Genomic DNA, 17,340 nt, shown 5'->3' on the forward strand with positions numbered 1-17,340 from the left:
ATGCGCGTTGCATCATTGGGCAGCGGAAGTAAGGGCAATGCCACGTTGCTGGAAGCAGCCGGTGACTATTTTCTGGTCGATTGCGGTTTTGGTTTGAAAGAGATCGAGGCCCGGCTAAGGAATCGCGGGGTTCACCCCGATGAGCTCAAAGGCATACTGGTGACCCATGAACACGGTGATCACATCAAAGGCGCACCGATGTTGGCTAATCGATATCAGATACCGCTCTGGACAACCTATGGCACCGCGCGACATCTGAAGCGAGAAGTGCCAACGTTGCACCGCTTTATGCCAAACACCCGCTTGTCGCTCGGGCAGCTTGAAGTCGAAACGGTGACGGTGCCACATGACAGTGCAGAGCCCAGCCAATTCTTATTTCGACATCAGGGACTGACCTTTGGGTTGTTGACCGATTTAGGCTCTATCACACCCCGGGTTCGTCACGCGTACCATGAATGTCAGTTGCTGATGCTTGAGTGTAATCATGACCCCAATATGCTGCAGAATGGCCCCTATCCACCCAGTTTGAAACGCCGGGTGGGCGGCAATTTCGGTCATCTCAGCAACGACCAGGCCGCCGAACTGCTGACTTGTGTGAATCGGTCGGTGTTAGAACGAGTACTGGTGTCCCATATCAGCGAACAGAACAACGATACAGCATTGGCGTTGGATACGTTGGCACCGGTGTTGGACGGCACTGAAACAGACACAGAAATATTGACTCAACAGGATGGATGCGACTGGCACGTGCTTCGGCATGGCGGTTAAAATTGCGTCCGTAATTCGTGACACAGCGAGGAATCACGATGGAAAAGACTGGCATTCTGTATGCAGGTAAAGCAAAGACGGTACACACCACCGCAGACCGTGATCTGATGGTGTTGGAGTTCCGGGACGACACAACAGCGTTTGATGGAGAAAAGACGGAAGCGTTGGCGGATAAGGGCCGGGTGAACAACCTGTTCAACGCCTTTGTTATGCAGAAACTTCAGGACGCAGGCATCGAGACTCATTACGTGAAAACGCTGTCGGATCATGAGTCGTTGGTTCGCAACCTGAAGATGATGCCTGTCGAATGTGTGGTTCGTAACCGCGCCGCTGGCAGTTTGGTTCGCCGTCTGGGTGTTGAAGAAGGTCAGGAACTGACGCCGCCGGTCTTTGAGTTCTTCCTCAAAAATGACCAACTGCACGATCCGATGATCAACGATTTCCACATTCTCAGCTTCGGTTGGGCGACGGAAGCGCAGATTGCTGAGATGAAATCTCTGACCTTCCGCGTGAACGACGTCTTGAAATCCTTGTTTGCCGATGGTGATTTGATTCTGGTGGACTATAAGCTTGAGTTTGGTGTGTTTGATGGCCGCGTCGTCCTGGGTGACGAGTTTTCACCGGATGGTTGCCGTCTGTGGGACGCCAAAACCATGGAAAAGATGGATAAAGACCGGTTCCGTCAGGGGCTGGGAAGCGTCGTTGAAAGTTACATGGAAGTCGGGCGCCGGATCGGGGTTCAGTTCTGATTCAGTTTTGTCGTTTAGTATAGAATCGGTACGCTCATTGCATCGAGCTCGGTTTACTTCTACATTTTAAGAGTCTTTGACTCAGACTAATCATGAGAGGGTATAAACATGAATAAATGGATTGCGGCCGCTGCGATGACGCTGGCGGTACCGATGGCTTCGGCCAAGGTATTAATTTCGATTGATGGTGGACTGGGTGGCAGTCTGAACAGCCTGGGTGATGACGCGTCAATTGCGAACGGTCAATTCGATCTGGACAGCACCGAAGCCAATGATGGAAGTGCGCCGTATAATCTGGGAATGGAAGCTAACCCGGGGTTCTACGGTTGGGCGAAAATATCTGTGCCGGTTTTGCCAGATGTAAAAGTTAAATATGAGTCTATGGTTCTCGAAGGGGAACGAAACGTTACTATTAACGAAGAGATTTTCGGGGAAACCTTTAACATCTCTGGTGACGTGACATCAGAGCTGGACCTGTCACATGTTGATATGGCGCTGACCTATGGGCTGCCATTACCCGTGGTTGATATCGATTTCGGCATTAACGCTCGCGCGATGCTGGGCGGCTTCAGTGCAACCGGCCAAGTCTCTGGCGAAACGGAAACAATTGATGCGCCGTTTAGTGTTAGTGACAGTGGCGCACCACTGATTATCCCAATGGGTTACGTCAGCGCAGCGGCAACCATTCCGGGTGCCGGTGTGAAAATTGGTGGTGAACTGAGTACGCTGCCACTGGGTGATACCAATTTCACCGACTGGAACATTAAGGGAACCTGGTACGCACCTCTGCCGACCAACTTGTTGGTTAAGCTGGGCGTTGAAGGCGGTTACCGGTCGTTCAATATGACCGTGGGGGATAAAACCCTAGGTGCCGACACCAGTGACCTGGCGTCCGAAGTCAGCGTGGGTGGTTTCTTCCTTGGCGCGGCTTTGTCATTCTGATCTGAACTGACCAAATAAAGCTCAAAAGCCTGCCATCGTGCAGGCTTTTTTATGCCGGATGGTGCCAAACTAAAGTCAGTATATGGTGTAGCTCCTGATCGAAGTCTCTCTGCAGCGGAGCATACTCGGGCCGGTTTCTTACCGGGTGGAGCACCTCCGGCCACTGTAGCATCTGCCATAAACCGATCAAGGCTGCATAGCTGTGTAACAGAGCGCGTTCACTGAAGCCAGCAGGATAGTGGTAGGCGGAATCAATGACCTTGCCGGATTCAGCAAGCAACTGGCACAAGTTCCGTTTGAATGTCTTCAGGCTGTCGACCGGGAGGTTCTGCTCCAAAATTGTGTGCAGTCGAGAGGCCAGTGGTAAGAAAACAGGCTGTTCTTTTTGCGTGTTTAACAGTCTTTCGGTGAGTTGGCTGGAAAACTCAATGTCTGCAGCGATCGGCCGTTGTGGTAGGTCGGAAAGTAACGTCTGCAATTGAACAATAAAGACTTCCAGAAATATCTCTTCTTTGGTTTTAAAATAGAGATAAACCGTACCTTTCGCGATACCGGAGGCATCCGCGACCTGAGCCACAGACGGCAATCGTGTTGGATTTTCCAGAAAACATTGGGTAGCAACCGTCAGGATGTGTGATCTTCGGGCTGTTTTCTGTTCGGGAGCACGGGCACGTTTCAAATCAATGAGATCCTGTCTAAATCAAATCGTCAGTTTATCATGCTAAAAAACGTCTTTCGCGCCGACTTTGAGCAAATGACTGCAGATGACAGCCAGCCGGGTGGATTGGTGCCAAGAGCCTGATAGTCGTCTCCGTGACTTGTTAAGTGAAGTCTATTTAATGGTTAGTTTAACCGCCTTATTCAATAGTGAATCACTTATGGCTGACCAGCGATCTGAGTGATAACAGGTTTCTGCTCTGATAAAGGAAACTCCAGCCGAACACAGGAACCCGCGGGCGACAATGTTACCTGGCAACGAGCACCAATTTGCCCGGCACGATAAGACATGTTCGCGAGCCCTCGACCCGTGGTGTTTTTACTTGGATCTTTGCCGCCCTGGTCTTTAATCGCAACATAAAAAAGTTGCTGATGAGGGTCTATATCGGCTTCAAACTCTAAGCTTTCGGTCGCCGAGTGTTTAATGGCATTGTTTACAGCCTCCTGAATGATTCGCATAAAGTGAAGACTTTGCCGGGGCGAGTGATGCATGTCTTCGGGTAAATTTTTAATGTTCCACAACAGTTTTACTCCCGTACCCTGAAGCTGAGATTCCAGCCTGTTACGCAGGTTACCCAGCAAGGTGGCAACATTAGCTAAAGTAGGGTCTAGAGAGTCGATAACCATCCTTAAATCACTTAAACAGACGCTTATTTTCTGGCGAAAAAGCTGGGAATGTTCGTGTTCATGGCTGGCGGCGAATGTGTGCAGACTGAGCAATTGGCCACCAATGCCATCGTGCATATCGCGCATTATCCGCTCACGCTCTTTGGAGAGAATCTGTTTGTTCTCCAGAGTTCTAAGTTTTTGATACTGGTGCTCCAGTTGCTGCTCCCGGTTTTGAACCCTTGTTTCCAACTGGCTGTTCAATTGCTCGAACTCGTTTATCGAAGATACGAAGCGGCGGATTAGAAACCAGGTAAATAGCGCCATCGCAGGTATTGCGGAGTATTGAATAATCAACCCTTCAGAGCGGTCGCGCAGATGATTAACGATCAGAATGTCGTGCAAACCGAAAATGAGCATTGGAATGCCGGCCAGCATCATCAGATACACGTCTAAGTCTCGTCTATGCCAAAAAACGTAACCTAGGTGACACAGCGCATAGCTGCCAAAGATGATCAGAAAACTATCCCAGATAAGATAGCCGATTTGCAGTACCTGATTTAAGTCCGGCAGAAAGAAGATTCCCAAACCCGCAACAGCAAACAATAGCGCTGCACGCTCAACTAAGATAACAGGGTTACCCACATAATTATGGTTAAAGTAAATCATCAGTACGACAGTCCACCCCAGTGTAGCCATGGTCAACGACTCCCAAATCTGAACAGAAAATGGAATATGCACCAGCATCAGGTTGAGGTTATGCACGGCCCAAATGAACAGCATGGCAGCGAACAAACCGTAAATTTTGTCCTTTGGCCGTGCTAGCCAAAACCAGAATATTATAAAGGCTGTTAACAGCATCACGGCTGTCATCCACTTTATCAGCTCAACTTTCCAGAGATTGTGTTGCTCATAGGTCGCGATGAGTTGCTGTGACGGTGCAATGTAAAAGGGCGCAAGAAGGCCTTGCCGTGCATGTGCTGCTTCTACCCGAATGGCTACTTCGTTGAATGGTTTCAGCAAGCTTGAGGAAAACTCAAAATAGAGTGGCCGATGATGGTGTCTTGGTACCGGTTCAGTCGGTGCGCTGCCATGGCCCACCCAGGTACCGTTGATATAAATCTCGGCGTTGTGAGTGACGGAAGGGATAAAGATTGCCCAAGGCTGCTTCGTTTCCCCATCGGTGTTAAAGCTGGTGCGGTACCAGACAACCGTACTGTTGATGCCATCTGTATGCCAGTCGTGAGGTAATTTCGCTTGGGTTTGGCGGAGGTCGAACTCTTCCGCAGAGTAGCCCGGGGTGCTGTCGATCAGAACATCGACCTGATCGATGGCGTTGTCGAGCTTTACGGCAAACAAGTTGCCTTTGCCATGCAGGATAACGGCGCTGATGCATGCCCAATAGACGGCAAGCATTAACAATAGGGGTGCTTTAAAAGTTTGTTTAACCAGCATGGTGAGTCCGTTCGGCTGAGCCTGATTACAAAACAGGTAGAAAATAAACCCAGAAAAACTAAACAGTTTTCCAGGCTAAAGGTACCTAGAACTGGGTAAGAAGGAAATAGCCAGTCTGCATACACTTTCGTTTCCATAACTGTTTACACAGCCTGTTGTAATTGCCTGTGAATGGATTCGTTAACCCGGCAGACAGTGCTACTGTAACCCAAGGAGTGGCACTGTAAGGAGACTCACAATGCCAACTCTACGCAACAGATTTTCTGTATCAAATATTGCCCCACCTATGCGACGTTTATTGGGCGCCGATCTTGTGTTTGAAGGCGGTGGTGCATTAGGCGCTGCTTACCCTGGTGCCATTTCAGCACTGGAAGAACACAAGATTTTCCCTTATCGAGTTGCTGGTACATCTGCAGGTTCAATGATCGCGGCGATGGTCGCTGCGGGTTTTAAGGCGAATGAAATTAAGTGGCTGGTTTCGGATTTTCCGAATGCAGGCCCAGCGCCCATTTCGTTAAGAAGCATAGGGCTGAATGAACCGCTGTCTTTCCGTAAGTTTATGGACTTGGAAGGCATTGAGAATCTGAGCGATGAAGAAAGGGAAGGTGTACTGCTCTGGAAATTTCTATATGAAGCCGTCGATATTTTTATCAGTCGCATTTCAACGGTTGATGTACCGACACCTCAGGAAATGTCGGTAGACATCGCTACGGCGATTACCGACTCGACTATTTTGGGACTCGCTAGTGAACTTGTAGGGAAGCGGGATGAGCTTCAAGCGGTTATTGAAGGCGCGATTAGCGTCTTCATTCCAGCAGGACATGGCCCAATTGGTAGCATAATCACTGCGCTACAGGGTCAAACCGAGAACATTACCCAGGCGATATGGGATTATCTGGAGGAGTTCCACCCGCCTCTCATTTTCTTTTCAATGTTGGTTCACCGGGGCTTTATGTTTAAAGGGGATTACGCCCTGAAAGCCTTTGAAAGAATACTATCGCTGAAAATACATAATGATGAAAACACACCCGTCTACTTTAAAGACTTAAAATACCCGTTGGCGGTCACCGCTTTGAATATTCGAGACAATATTCTCGAAATATACAGTGAAACGTCAGATGACATCTATGAAGACTCAGGTAATGGCACTGACAATCGGGAAATCACGGTCGCAGAGGCGGTTCGCCGGTCGATAAGCGTTCCGGTTGTATTTCAAGCCAGAGGAAATCAAAACCATATCGTTGATGGTGGTTTGGCTTCTAATTTCCCAACCTGGCTCTTTACGGAGAGTGCCCGGAATTATTGGCCGGACACGCATCAGCAAAAAACTAAAGTCATTGGTTTTACCCTGAATGAACAGCTCAGACCTCCCCGTGGAAACTACAATGCGCCTCGCTTTTCTGATGCTGAAGCGACGGATGTCAATGTTATTTCCCTTAGTTTAAAAACGGCAGTTGAAGATGCCTACCGAACATCCGCGGCCAATACGTCTGTACGACGCGCGGCACTGAGGGCAATTGAAGAGTTTTTTGAATCTGATAACCCGGGAAAGTTATTTGAAATGATTGGTATGCTGAGTCGCGCCGATAAAGAAAATACGCTGAAACCGAAAATTAATGCCGCATTGATGAATGGGTTTGACTTTAAAGAAGTGGAAATACCACTCGCGGGATATCATTGGATGGATTTCAACATCAATAGTGATCAGGACGCATTGATCGGCATGTGGCAGCGAGCTGAACGTGTTACGAATGATGCCCTGGACACAACCGGTTAGCTCAGCCGATAGCAATGCCGGTTGCCGCCTACCTAAAACTGGGTACGACGCAAGCTGTACGGCTTATTAGACTGCTTTATTAAACTACACGATACCTTCAGAGTGAGTGCTGCAACAGCACTCCCAGCCTGCTGTGTGGCAATTTACTAAGGAGAGTTTGTATGCCCTTTTTCAGCAATCTGTTGAAGCCGCTGGTACTTGTGACCGTTGGTATTTCAATGGGTCTATTGTCTTGCGTCAGTTCAACAGGCGGAGAAAAAAGTAACCCAGATGCCAAAACCTTAACCCTGATAGATTCTCCGGTTAATGGCATCCGCTATCACTGTGATGGTCGTGAAGGCATGACTGAGCAGGGTGGTAAACTCTACTGTGAAAAGGCTCCGATCGGTTTTTTTCTTGGTGAGATGGCTATAGGCACATTGGCTGAGTTTCCAGAAGACTTAAACGTCTACCTACAAGATTTAATCGGTGTACCGCGTGAGCAATACGACCACGACGATGTGGTTAACTTAGGGCGATTACTGCAGTCACTGGATGACGATGGAGTGATCGCTGAGGTGATCGATATCCCTGTGGACACGGCCGTCGAATTTATAGCCAGTGATAGCCTGGATGACGGGCTTAAGGCATTGGCTGAAATAGCCAATGTCGATTTAGTTTCCGAGCCCTTTGCCATCGCTCACCTTAAGCGCAGCTACGAAGGTGGTGAGGATGCTAGCTTTTACCAGATCACCATTGTGGTGGACGACGCAGACGCTGGTACGTTACTGATTCCCGCCGCCATTGAGCTAACCTTTTTTGGGGCAGAAATCATAGATAGCACTGGCGAGGCGGTAAAAAGTATTCAGCTATCCGATACGCTGAAAAGAGAGACTTTTTTTCTGCGCAACCCACCACAGGAAGGGCAAGTCCTTAAAGTGCAGGCAAAAGCTGAAGGCTATATAGATACCGGCACCACTGCACTGTTGAATGCCGCTACTGGTGGGTACGAGCTGGAACTTAATATGCTGAAAGATCAGGCCGGTTATGTCGCAAATGGCGTGATGGTTTCTAAGGAGGATGTGTCAGCCAAGGTTGCTGCTGGAACTGTCACCAGCGACATTACTGCAACCGCGACCCCTTACTTTGGTCAGCCCGGTGGCAGTGTAGAAATTCCTGCTGGGGTTTATATGACCGATGCCGACGGCAATGCTATCGATGGTGCAGAAATTACCTTTGCGACCCTCAACTTGCGTCAGGATGAAGCCCGGACTTCATTGCCGGATTTCAACAACTCTATAGATAATCTGGGTGATTTGATTAGCGACGGTATAATTAGCGAAGCAGAGAGTTTGGATGTTGTGCCGCTTACCTATACGACCGTTAACATTACAGACAATCAAGGTGACAAAGTTAAGCGCTTTTCAAGTGACATAGAAATAACGCTCCAACTGGCGGTCGGGTCTGGTGATGTGGCCGGTAATGTTTTTCAACCAGGCGACCTGTTACCCATTTTTAGTTATGACGAAAGCAGCGGAAAAATACAGTACGAACAGCAAGCCGTTGTGGAAGACTTAAACCCTTCAGATGGTATGTATGATGTGCGCGTACAAACCAATCACCTGACAGCCTACGGTGTGGCACAGTGGTATGACGATCATCTCCAAACCTGCGAACATCCTGGCACTATTGTGCACTACAAGGATAAATATTCAGGTGACTATGTGAAAATGTGGGACGTGTATGAGGGCACAGGTTACGTGTCCATTTTCCCTAACTATGAGGTTTCCGTTTTATCGGTACATGCATCACGTCCATCTATATATTTAGCAGACCACAAGAGTTTTTATGGTGTTTCTCATTCGCCACCACCAGGAACGACTAAAGAATCGTCTCACTTTTTTATCCAAGGCTGGGGAGCGTTCACCTACATATTCAGTGTTTATAACAAAGCCGGAGCCCTGGTTGGCTATAAAGAAATAGCTGATGTATGCAGCGGGGAAACCTACGAGGTGTTAATCGATACTGACGATTCTTATGGCTATGAAGAAGCCAGGGAAAAGCTCGACGCACTGTCATCAGCATCGGCTCCCGAAAAGGAAGAGGGTATCGCAAGCCATGTTGGTGCATTGCAGGCGGTTCATAACGTTTCTGTTTCCTTAACTAACGCTGAAGATGAGCGTGGTGAAGAGTTGTTGGACGATTCCCGCGATATCGTACTGGAATATGCTGAAGCGTTTTTTGAAAACAACAATGCTGCTTTGGCCGATTTAGCCGGTAGCTCCATTAATGATTTGGGCTGCATGTCGGGCTTGATGGAGGCCTATAAAGAAGAGCTGAATCAAAACCTGAGCGCTTATTTGGCCATGGGCGGTGAAGATTACAGCATACCTGAACTGTTAAAGCCTCTGCTTGAACAGGTGGCTGAAGAGTACATTGATTTTGAACCTTTATATATTTACGCCGTGGACGACAGCCTGAAAGAATACGTCGATTGTGGCTGGACCCTTATTGCTGCGTTATCTTCAGTAAATTACGAAGCCGTGAATGGCAATTTGATTGCAGGCATTCAAGAGGCCTTCGAGCCAACTGTTTTAGCGAATGTATCTGCGATTCGAGGCCGGGTCGATGACGAACTGAATGCCGGTGGAGGCACCGATGATGGAGGCAGTGATCCAATGGTGACCGCCTACACAGCCGCTATTTTTGAAAACATACTCAACGTTGCTGAATCGCTTGCCAATGAGTTAATGCCGTTGACCCATTTTAGTAACGCAGGGCTTAGCCAGATTCAATCGCAGCAAGCCTATCTGGATGCACTGGAAGCGCTAGGACAGATCGAGGCACCTTAAATAAATGCCAGATACTGTTCCAATGTAGAAAGTTAAGTGTATGAGCATATTGGCCGGGGTTTTCTGTTTAGGTATCTAGGAGTATTGGAGGTTCTGATTCCGGTTTCCCTTGTATCTAAGCAGAAAACACTGGCTGATGCTCGTATGTCCGATGCGAGACTCAAAATTCAACTAGTAATAACTATCGATCGAGGATGCCGAGCTTTGCCGCTTCGTGCAGGGCTTCAGTGCGGCTGTTTACCTGGAGTTTGGCGTAGATGTTTTTAATATGCGTGGTGACGGTGTGATAACTTAAGGAGAGTTTTTCAGCGATTTCTTTGGAGGAAAAGCCCTGGCTAACGTAGGTTAAAATTTTTACTTGTCGTTCAGTGAGGGTTTCCGGAGTTTTCGGCGTTGGTGTATTGCGGTGGAATTTCTGCAACATCAAACGAGCGATGATAGGGCTGATAGGCGCGCCGCCGTTCAACATTGTATTAATGGCTTCTAAGATGTTCTGCTCCGGGTCATGTTTCAGCAAATAGCCTTTAGCTCCCGCCTGCAGTGCTGAAAAAACAAGATGCTCATCCTGAAAGCCGGTAATGACCATCGCCTGAGTGTCCAGGTTCAGTTTGTCAATTGCCTGAATAATATCAATGCCGCTTTCGTCTTTACTCAGGCAAAGGTCTGTCAGAAGAATATCGGGTTTATGCCGTTTTAACGCAGCAATGCTCCCGGTCGCATCTTCTCCCTGATACACCAACTGAAACAAATCGGAAGAAAAGATGATCGCCGCCAGTCGCTCGCGGATCTCTGCATCATCTTCGACTAACATTACACTGTACAGAGTCTGTTCCATTTGCATTCCTTTATTAGACTACCTCAGTTTACTACAGCTTTAACGGTGGCAGCCTACCTAAAGTTAGGTAGTGTGATAACGTTAATGAAAGGCGAGATTTAAAGGCACGTTTTACGGTTTTCCATACCAACTGAACCCTCTAAATTAACGTCAATGCCTGTGCGCTCAGTATTACCTGCTCAAATGATCCCAACATCGATAGCAATCGGCTCTTTCGCATTTAACGGAACATTTCGCGGCTGATCTTTAGTTGTCATCGCATGGTCATAATAGTGTTCAGGAACCTGCGGGCGAGCAGTGAAAACGCGGTTTCGAACACATGCATTGGCAGTTCGAGCGCATACCAACCCCATACAGCCCTGTTAAAGTCAAACACAGGGTTTATTATGGTCTTAGATTCAATCGAATGGAGGATCAGACGATGCCTTCTCCGAGACAGCAAAGCGATCTTGTACTGACTTCAGAACAGGTCCGGTATGCAGAACAGCACTGGGCTGAGAATCATGGCGGTGACACCTGGCCTTTGATGAATGCGGCCGCGCAGAGTTTTGTGCGGCAAACTTTCGAGCGTGTGCGGCATGGCTCGGTATTGGTTGTGGTGGGCAAGGGCAATAATGGTGGAGATGGTTACTGCATTGCCAGGCGTTTGTATGAAGCGGGAGTGCCGGTAACGGTCTTTGCGCCTTTCGGCGAACCTTCTCCGGGGATTGATGCCCATCGCGCGTTGACCGAGCTTCAGCAGACCGGACTGCCGGTGTTCGCTGAATGGCCATCGACATCCGTTGATACGGTGATTGATGCGTTGTTTGGCAGTGGCCTGAATCGTCCGCTCGACCCAACCGTCATCGAGATTATTGAACGGATGAATCAATACCCGGCGGAAGTTCTGGCCGTGGATGTACCGTCCGGGTTAAATGCGGATACCGGGCAGCCAATGCCTGTCGCTATCCGGGCTCGTGCGACTCACAGCTTTATTGCCTGGAAGCCGGGAACCTTAACGGCTGAAGGGCCGCAGTGTTGCGGGCAGTTGTCGTTGGATACCTTGGGGGTCGATGTCGACAGCGATTGGTGCTGGCAACAGGAAACCCAGGCCTTACCAGCCCGCAGTGGTCAGACGCATAAAGCTCAGCATGGAAATGTGAATGTGGTTGGTGGTCGGTTGGGGATGGGGGGCGCGTCAATTATTGCAGCAGGCTCGGCATTGGCGGCCGGGGCGGGGCGTGTTATTAGCCATTGTGATCCGGCCTTTGTGACGGCAGCGCTGGTTCATCACCCCGAAGTCATGACCCAACCGGGTTTGCCTGAAGTGGTGAATGATGACTCGGTCTGGTTGGTTGGGCCAGGCTTAGGTCGGGACGACGCGGCGTACGAGCAGGTCCGGAGGCATCTGCATTCTCCAGGATCCAGAGGTGTGTTGGATGCGGATGGGTTGTTTCATCTGGCGTCGTTGGATGTGCCATGTACGAACTGGGTGCTGACACCTCATGAGGGTGAAGCCGCCCGATTATTGGGCTGGCGCAGTGACAAGGTTCGTAACAACCGTCCGGTAGCGGCCCAGGCGTTGGCATCACGGTACCAAGCGGTAGTTGTACTGAAGGGTGCGGGCACGTTAGTGGCCACCACCTCAGGGCTGACCTTTTGCCACCCGGGCAGTCCGGCGATGGCGACTCCGGGCATGGGTGATTGTCTCGCGGGAATCATTGCTGCTTTGTTGGCTCAAAGGCTTGCACCGAAAGACGCCGCTATCGTCGGTGTGAACTGGCACGCGCAGACGGGATATCGATTGGCGCAGCGACAACGGCTGGTGCTGGCAAGCGATATCATCCGGGCTCTACCTCAGCGCGATGAATGAACCCGTTACGGCGTAGTTGACCAGTCTCCTCCAAAGTTAGCGACGCAATAGTCGGCAACACGCGCTTGCTTGTCTGCAAACGTTTCAGTGTTGTTGGGTCGCAATGGGTTTTCGTAAAACAATACCCGGACCTCGTTCACGAGAATGGTACAGAGTCCAAGCAGATCACCGCCATTCTGGGTTTGCTGCGGGCAGGGTGCGGGTGATTGGGTCAGCGTGATCGACGACGATGACAGCGTATCGCATTGATACTCTCCACCGTTCTGCGGTTCTTCACAAAGGTTCCAGCTGTTTGCGGTCATCGTGGCTTCAGGGGTAACGCAGCTACCTTCGCCGCCGAAGGTGGGTTCGACTTCGCCCGCCAAGGCTTCCAGAACGACTCCGTCAGAGATCTGATTACCGGCATCGTCCGTCGCGGTAACGACCCAGACATGGCGCCCCCCCTGAGTGAGATCCGTGATCACTTCCTCGCCGGTCAATGACTGAGTCGTGCCATCCGGCAATGTGAGTTCATGCGAAAAACTTAATGGTGTGTTTGGACTGGTGCTGCCTATGGTATCCACTATGACCTGGTAAGGGACCTGCGTGGGTTGTCCCGGTGAGACGTTGATCTGCAGCTGAATCGGATTGCCGGGCTCGGCCGGTGGCTCCATGGACAGGGCGGTTTCGAACTGTGTGTCGCTCAGCACAGAGTCGGTAAGGTTGGCGCCATTGGTTAAGCTGACGAGGTTGACGTCAATGATCGGTTCTTCGCCCTCATTGTCATAGACCTGAAACCGTCCGGCGGCACCATCAACATGAAACAGAAAATGATCGTGCATTTGGTCCAGCGCATCCTCATTCGGGTCAGCGACATAGACGTCATCAAATGGGTTTCGACCGGCTGGCCAGGCCTCCCCCATCAGCGTGTCTAGCTGATCAATAATCGCGTTTTCCTGTGTTTCTGTCAGGCTGGCCATCAGCGCAGTCTGGCATGAAGCTGATGCTGCACAGGCGTCGATCGACACGCCCTGACTGACGTTCGACCAGATATCAAGCACGGCATGAGTACTGGGGTTGATGTTCACCAACGAGGTGGTAATGGCATCATTCCACCGGTAGCGGCTGTAAAGACGTTGAGGTTCACCTGGGCCAATGGGAACATCGCTCCACATCAGAGATGACCCGTCGGCTTCGGTCGTCAGCAGGTAATTGCCCAGATCGTCCGCTCGGGCGCAAGCAACGTCCAGGCAGTTGTTAGACCAGCGGGCGGGGCGCCCAATGGCCGCGTTGCCGGCAATTTGCCGGAGAACGCTGTCCGCGTTTTCCCCGTTATTGCCGTTGGCGTCGTCGTCATTGGCACAGCCGACCGTAAAAAGGGCCAGAGTGAACGCGAAAATGAGTGTAAAGTCAGGTTTCATGCCAGAGCGATAGCAAGAAACGGGCCTGAAGCTCTAAAACCGTTGTCCTGTGGCCAACAGCCATGGCGCATGCGAGATCAGATCTCCACGTTTTTGACTCAATGATTGCTGAACTCTGGGAAAAAGAGACTTTTTTTGCCATTCTTTGAACTCAGTAACAGTCCCAACCGGGGGGGCCTGCAATACTGAGCGCCCCCTAGAGAAACCCGGGAACCGCAGACCCTCAGCATCGGTCATCTGGTCTGTATCTTCAGCGTCATCCGTTATGGTGACCGGGTTTCAGCGCCCGCGTGCGCAGAAATTAGTATTCAGGAGAAATATATGAATTGGTGGATTTTCATCGAAGGTCAGCCAGAGTTGTCAGTGGCAATCTGGATTGTCCTCGCCGTGGCGGTGCTCTATTTTGCGCGCCCGGCTGTGCATGCCGCGTTATACCGGATATCGCGTCTGGCATCCGCATTATTACGTTTGCAGGCCCGAGCACTGCATCGGGTGATCAGTAATCTGAAAGCCCGAAACCGTGAAGTGTTGTTGGAAATGGGTAAAGGTCAGATGGAGCGACGTCTGGACCGTGATTTTCATCGGGTGAATGAAATTGTCTCAAACGATCTGGGCAATTACCCGGAACTGCAGAAGACCATTTCACGTCTGGTGACTCAGTTGGAAGAAGATTATCACAACTCAGCTGAGACGCCGCCGCCATCGCCGGACTGGATTGAAGCCATCGAAGCGATTGTGAACCTCAAGGAAGCGCAGAAAGGTAATCCTGTGATCGTTAAGGTCCTGGAAGATCTGTACAGCAGTCTTCAGCAGCAGCAGAAGAAAACCTTGGACAGCTATCGTGAGGGCGTCAATACCCGGCACAAGTTGCTGCATGCCATGATGCCGCATTGGCGAAAATTGAATAATGCGGTAGAGCGTGTGGGCGGTTCGATGAAAAACCTGGTGATCCAGGCTGAAGAAATTGATAAGAACATGGATCGCTATCGGGAAATTCATGCCGGTTCCGATAAGGCCGAGCGGATGTTGCGTGTGTCGTCGTTGAGGGAGTTTTCAGTTGCGCTCTTTTGGATGGCTGTCTTCGCTGGTGGCGCATTTTTTAACTTCCATCTGATTGCGTTACCGATGTCAGAAATGGTTGGTGCCGGTACCCGCATAGGCGCTTTTACCGTGGCCGAAGTGTCTGCTCTGATGATTGTGTTGATTGAGATCGCGATCGGGATGTTGCTGATGGAAGTCTTGCACATCACGCGAATGTTCCCAGCGTTTGGTACGCTGGATGAGCGTAAGCGCCGGATTCTGTTCTGGACGTTATTGGGCTTTGTCTTTTTGTTTGCCTCCATCGAGTCGGGTTTGGCATTCATGCGCGATCAAATCGCGTCCGATAATGCGGCTTTGCGCAGTTTGTTGGTCGGCGGTGAGGCGGTGGCCCTTGAGGGCAGCAGCGCAATCTCGCAGGTGATTCCTCAGGCCGCGCAAATGCTGTTGGGGTTCCTGTTGCCTTTTGTCCTGATTTTTGTGGCTATCCCGTTTGAGTCCTTTGTCGAAAGCGGCCGGGTTTTGCTGGCGGATCTGTTGATACAGATTTTGCACCTGTTGATTGTGATCATGAGACTGGTGGCCACCGCGATTCGGTATCTGACTGATATTTTGCTGGCGTTGTATGACATCCTGGTCAGTATCCCGTTGTGGATTGAGCATCGTCTGAGTCATCGTGCGCCTACTGAATCGTCGGATGAAAGCAAATCAAAATTGCTTAAGGATCCGTCATGAAAAGACTCGGTTGCATTGCACTGCTCAGCTTGACGCTAATGAGTTGTGGTGAACAGCCGGACCCCTATCGTGGCGTCTATCTGTTGCTGGACACGTCAGGCACTTACACCGAAGAATTGAAAAAAGCCCAGCAGATTATTAATTACTATCTGGGCACACTGACAGCCGGCGATTCCTTTGCAGTGGCTCGTATCGACAGCGGCAGTTTCAGTGAAAAAGACATTATTGCGAAGGTTACCTTTGATGGTCGCCCCAGTCAGATGAACGCGCAGAAGCGGGAGTTTGCACTGGCCATCAACGAGTTTGTTGAATCGGTCGAAAGCGCACAGTACACCGACATATCCGGTGGCTTGCTGCAGGCGGTCGAGTTTCTTAACGAAACCGGAGCCGGGCAAAAGGTGGTGCTGATCTACTCCGATCTCAGAGAAGAGTTGCCTGAAGGCTATCAGCGAGACTTTGATTACGAACTGGACGGCTTTCAGGTGTACGCTCTGAACGTAACCAAACTTCGTGAAGACAATGTTGATCCCAACTTGTATATGAACCGGTTGACGAACTGGCAACAGAAAGTCGAATCGGGCGGCGGTGAATGGATCGTTGTGAATGATCTGGACCGGACAGATGCGCTGGCTTTAGAACCGTAAGTTGAAAGATTCTGCTGCCGTAGCCGTCAGTGTCCGGTAAACGCACTGGAGGCGGGCCCGGACAATCAGTAGAATCTCGGAGACTTGTCAGTAAATACATAGCAGGGCGTTGCCCTGTTTTTTTATAAGGGTAAGGAATGAAATTGATTAAAATGAAAAGTCTGGCTTACGCAGCAGGGTTGGTCGTGGCTATCTCTGGTTGTGCGCAAGCGGTCGATGCGGACGTCTCACTGGAATCTGACGAGCAGAAAGCGTCTTATGGTATTGGCTATGGCTTCGCACAGAACCTGAAAGCACAGACTCAAGGGCTCGACCTGAGCGTTGAAGCGATTGTACTGGGTATCCAGGACGCCATGAACGAATCAGAAATGGCGTTAACGGATGAAGAAATCCAGACGGCGATCGCTTCATTGCAGGAAAAACAAATGGAAGCGCAACAAGCCGCTGCCGCTGAGCAATCGGCTGCCGCACGAGAAGAAGGTGAAGCGTTTCTGGCTGAAAATGCCGAAAAAGACAATGTCATGACCACAGAATCGGGTCTGCAGTATGAAATTCTGGAAGAGGGCGATTCCGACGCCAGCCCAACGGCAGAGTCGACTGTTCGTGTTCACTACCACGGTACGCTGATCAACGGTACGGTCTTCGACAGCTCTGTTGAGCGTGGCGAGCCGGTTGAGTTCCCACTGAACGGTGTGATTGCCGGTTGGACAGAAGGCGTACAGCTGATGAATGTTGGTGATAAGTATCGTTTCTTCATCCCGGCCGATCTGGCCTATGGAGATCGTCAGGCATCTCCATTGATTCCAGCCGGTTCAACGCTGATTTTTGAAGTTGAACTGCTCGACATTATCTAAGTCAGGTTGAGCGCGTGACGATACGAAGCCTCCCCTGTGGAGGCTTTTTTGTGCCTGCCAGTCAATCAAGGGCGGTCATTGCTTCGTCGGCAGTGTCAATTGAGGTGAGAGTTATGCTTCAGGCATAAAAAAAGCGA

Annotated in this window: 13 protein-coding genes; 9 read left to right on the plus strand and 4 right to left on the minus strand. The window is 50.2% G+C overall.

The genetic code is table 11. The annotated features are described in order from the left end of the window. The 3 genes from MED297_RS04450 to MED297_RS04460 all read left to right on the plus strand — a co-directional run bounded on the left by MED297_RS04450 (window position 1) and on the right by MED297_RS04460 (window position 2,459). A complete protein-coding gene (locus MED297_RS04450) occupies window positions 1–768 on the plus strand; it encodes an MBL fold metallo-hydrolase (protein WP_008042713.1) in 768 nt (255 codons plus the stop codon). Between the two features lie 38 nt (window positions 769–806). Continuing rightward, complete coding sequence (purC, locus tag MED297_RS04455) at window positions 807–1,517, plus strand: phosphoribosylaminoimidazolesuccinocarboxamide synthase (protein WP_008042714.1); 711 nt, start codon at window positions 807–809, stop codon at window positions 1,515–1,517. A gap of 108 nt (window positions 1,518–1,625) precedes the next feature. Next, window positions 1,626–2,459: a TIGR04219 family outer membrane beta-barrel protein gene (locus tag MED297_RS04460; RefSeq protein ID WP_008042715.1), complete on the plus strand. Its 834-nt coding sequence runs from the start codon at window positions 1,626–1,628 to the stop codon at window positions 2,457–2,459. A gap of 49 nt (window positions 2,460–2,508) precedes the next feature. Here MED297_RS04460 and MED297_RS04465 read toward each other — a convergent pair whose 3' ends face one another. Continuing rightward, entirely contained in the window at window positions 2,509–3,138 is a 630-nt protein-coding gene (locus MED297_RS04465; RefSeq protein WP_008042716.1) for a TetR/AcrR family transcriptional regulator, read from the minus strand. Window positions 3,139–3,335: 197 nt separating this feature from the next. After that, a complete protein-coding gene (locus MED297_RS04470; protein WP_008042717.1) occupies window positions 3,336–5,237 on the minus strand; it encodes a sensor histidine kinase in 1,902 nt (633 codons plus the stop codon). Window positions 5,238–5,475: 238 nt separating this feature from the next. Between MED297_RS04470 and MED297_RS04475 the strand changes: the two genes are divergently transcribed. Together MED297_RS04475 and MED297_RS04480 are read left to right on the plus strand one after the other, a co-directional pair. Beyond that, window positions 5,476–7,014 (plus strand): patatin-like phospholipase family protein, encoded by a 1,539-nt coding sequence (locus MED297_RS04475; RefSeq protein ID WP_083779329.1) that lies wholly within the window; start codon window positions 5,476–5,478, stop codon window positions 7,012–7,014. A 161-nt stretch (window positions 7,015–7,175) separates the two neighbouring features. Continuing rightward, window positions 7,176–9,845: a hypothetical protein gene (locus MED297_RS04480; protein ID WP_008042719.1), complete on the plus strand. Its 2,670-nt coding sequence runs from the start codon at window positions 7,176–7,178 to the stop codon at window positions 9,843–9,845. 181 nt (window positions 9,846–10,026) lie between these two features. Here MED297_RS04480 and MED297_RS04485 read toward each other — a convergent pair whose 3' ends face one another. Beyond that, entirely contained in the window at window positions 10,027–10,680 is a 654-nt protein-coding gene (locus MED297_RS04485; protein ID WP_008042720.1) for a LuxR C-terminal-related transcriptional regulator, read from the minus strand. Window positions 10,681–11,101: 421 nt separating this feature from the next. Here MED297_RS04485 and MED297_RS04490 point away from each other — a divergent pair, with 421 nt between their 5' ends. Next, the gene (locus tag MED297_RS04490) at window positions 11,102–12,532 is read left to right on the plus strand and encodes an NAD(P)H-hydrate dehydratase (protein ID WP_161599270.1); all 1,431 of its coding nucleotides are present in this window, start codon (window positions 11,102–11,104) and stop codon (window positions 12,530–12,532) included. 5 nt (window positions 12,533–12,537) lie between these two features. Here MED297_RS04490 and MED297_RS04495 read toward each other — a convergent pair whose 3' ends face one another. Next, the gene (locus MED297_RS04495) at window positions 12,538–13,932 is read right to left on the minus strand and encodes a hypothetical protein (protein ID WP_008042723.1); all 1,395 of its coding nucleotides are present in this window, start codon (window positions 13,930–13,932) and stop codon (window positions 12,538–12,540) included. Window positions 13,933–14,253: 321 nt separating this feature from the next. Between MED297_RS04495 and MED297_RS04500 the strand changes: the two genes are divergently transcribed. The 3 genes from MED297_RS04500 (at window position 14,254) to MED297_RS04510 (ending at window position 17,203) form a co-directional block, all read left to right on the plus strand. Then, complete coding sequence (locus tag MED297_RS04500) at window positions 14,254–15,705, plus strand: hypothetical protein (protein ID WP_008042724.1); 1,452 nt, start codon at window positions 14,254–14,256, stop codon at window positions 15,703–15,705. Next, entirely contained in the window at window positions 15,702–16,349 is a 648-nt protein-coding gene (locus MED297_RS04505; protein ID WP_050762861.1) for a vWA domain-containing protein, read from the plus strand. The genes MED297_RS04500 and MED297_RS04505 overlap by 4 nt, the downstream gene beginning before the upstream one ends. 137 nt (window positions 16,350–16,486) lie before the next feature. Next, a complete protein-coding gene (locus MED297_RS04510; protein ID WP_008042733.1) occupies window positions 16,487–17,203 on the plus strand; it encodes a BamJ family beta-barrel-assembly machinery protein in 717 nt (238 codons plus the stop codon). Window positions 17,204–17,340 lie beyond the last annotated feature (137 nt).

It is taken from the genome of Reinekea blandensis MED297, from assembly GCF_000153185.1.
GTDB lineage: Bacteria > Pseudomonadota > Gammaproteobacteria > Pseudomonadales > Natronospirillaceae > Reinekea > Reinekea blandensis.

Bases quoted from the DNA above. Each gene is read 5' to 3' on its own strand.
- purC (WP_008042714.1), top strand. From the start codon at position 807: ATGGAAAAGACTGGCATTCTGTATGCAGGTAAAGCAAAGACGGTACAC.
- MED297_RS04475 (WP_083779329.1), top strand. From the start codon at position 5,476: ATGCCAACTCTACGCAACAGATTTTCTGTATCAAATATTGCCCCACCT.
- MED297_RS04510 (WP_008042733.1), top strand. From the start codon at position 16,487: ATGAAATTGATTAAAATGAAAAGTCTGGCTTACGCAGCAGGGTTGGTC.
- MED297_RS04450 (WP_008042713.1), top strand. From the start codon at position 1: ATGCGCGTTGCATCATTGGGCAGCGGAAGTAAGGGCAATGCCACGTTG.
- MED297_RS04480 (WP_008042719.1), top strand. From the start codon at position 7,176: ATGCCCTTTTTCAGCAATCTGTTGAAGCCGCTGGTACTTGTGACCGTT.
- MED297_RS04490 (WP_161599270.1), top strand. From the start codon at position 11,102: ATGCCTTCTCCGAGACAGCAAAGCGATCTTGTACTGACTTCAGAACAG.
- MED297_RS04495 (WP_008042723.1), bottom strand. From the start codon at position 13,932: ATGAAACCTGACTTTACACTCATTTTCGCGTTCACTCTGGCCCTTTTT.
- MED297_RS04460 (WP_008042715.1), top strand. From the start codon at position 1,626: ATGAATAAATGGATTGCGGCCGCTGCGATGACGCTGGCGGTACCGATG.
- MED297_RS04485 (WP_008042720.1), bottom strand. From the start codon at position 10,680: ATGGAACAGACTCTGTACAGTGTAATGTTAGTCGAAGATGATGCAGAG.
- MED297_RS04505 (WP_050762861.1), top strand. From the start codon at position 15,702: ATGAAAAGACTCGGTTGCATTGCACTGCTCAGCTTGACGCTAATGAGT.
- MED297_RS04500 (WP_008042724.1), top strand. From the start codon at position 14,254: ATGAATTGGTGGATTTTCATCGAAGGTCAGCCAGAGTTGTCAGTGGCA.
- MED297_RS04470 (WP_008042717.1), bottom strand. From the start codon at position 5,237: ATGCTGGTTAAACAAACTTTTAAAGCACCCCTATTGTTAATGCTTGCC.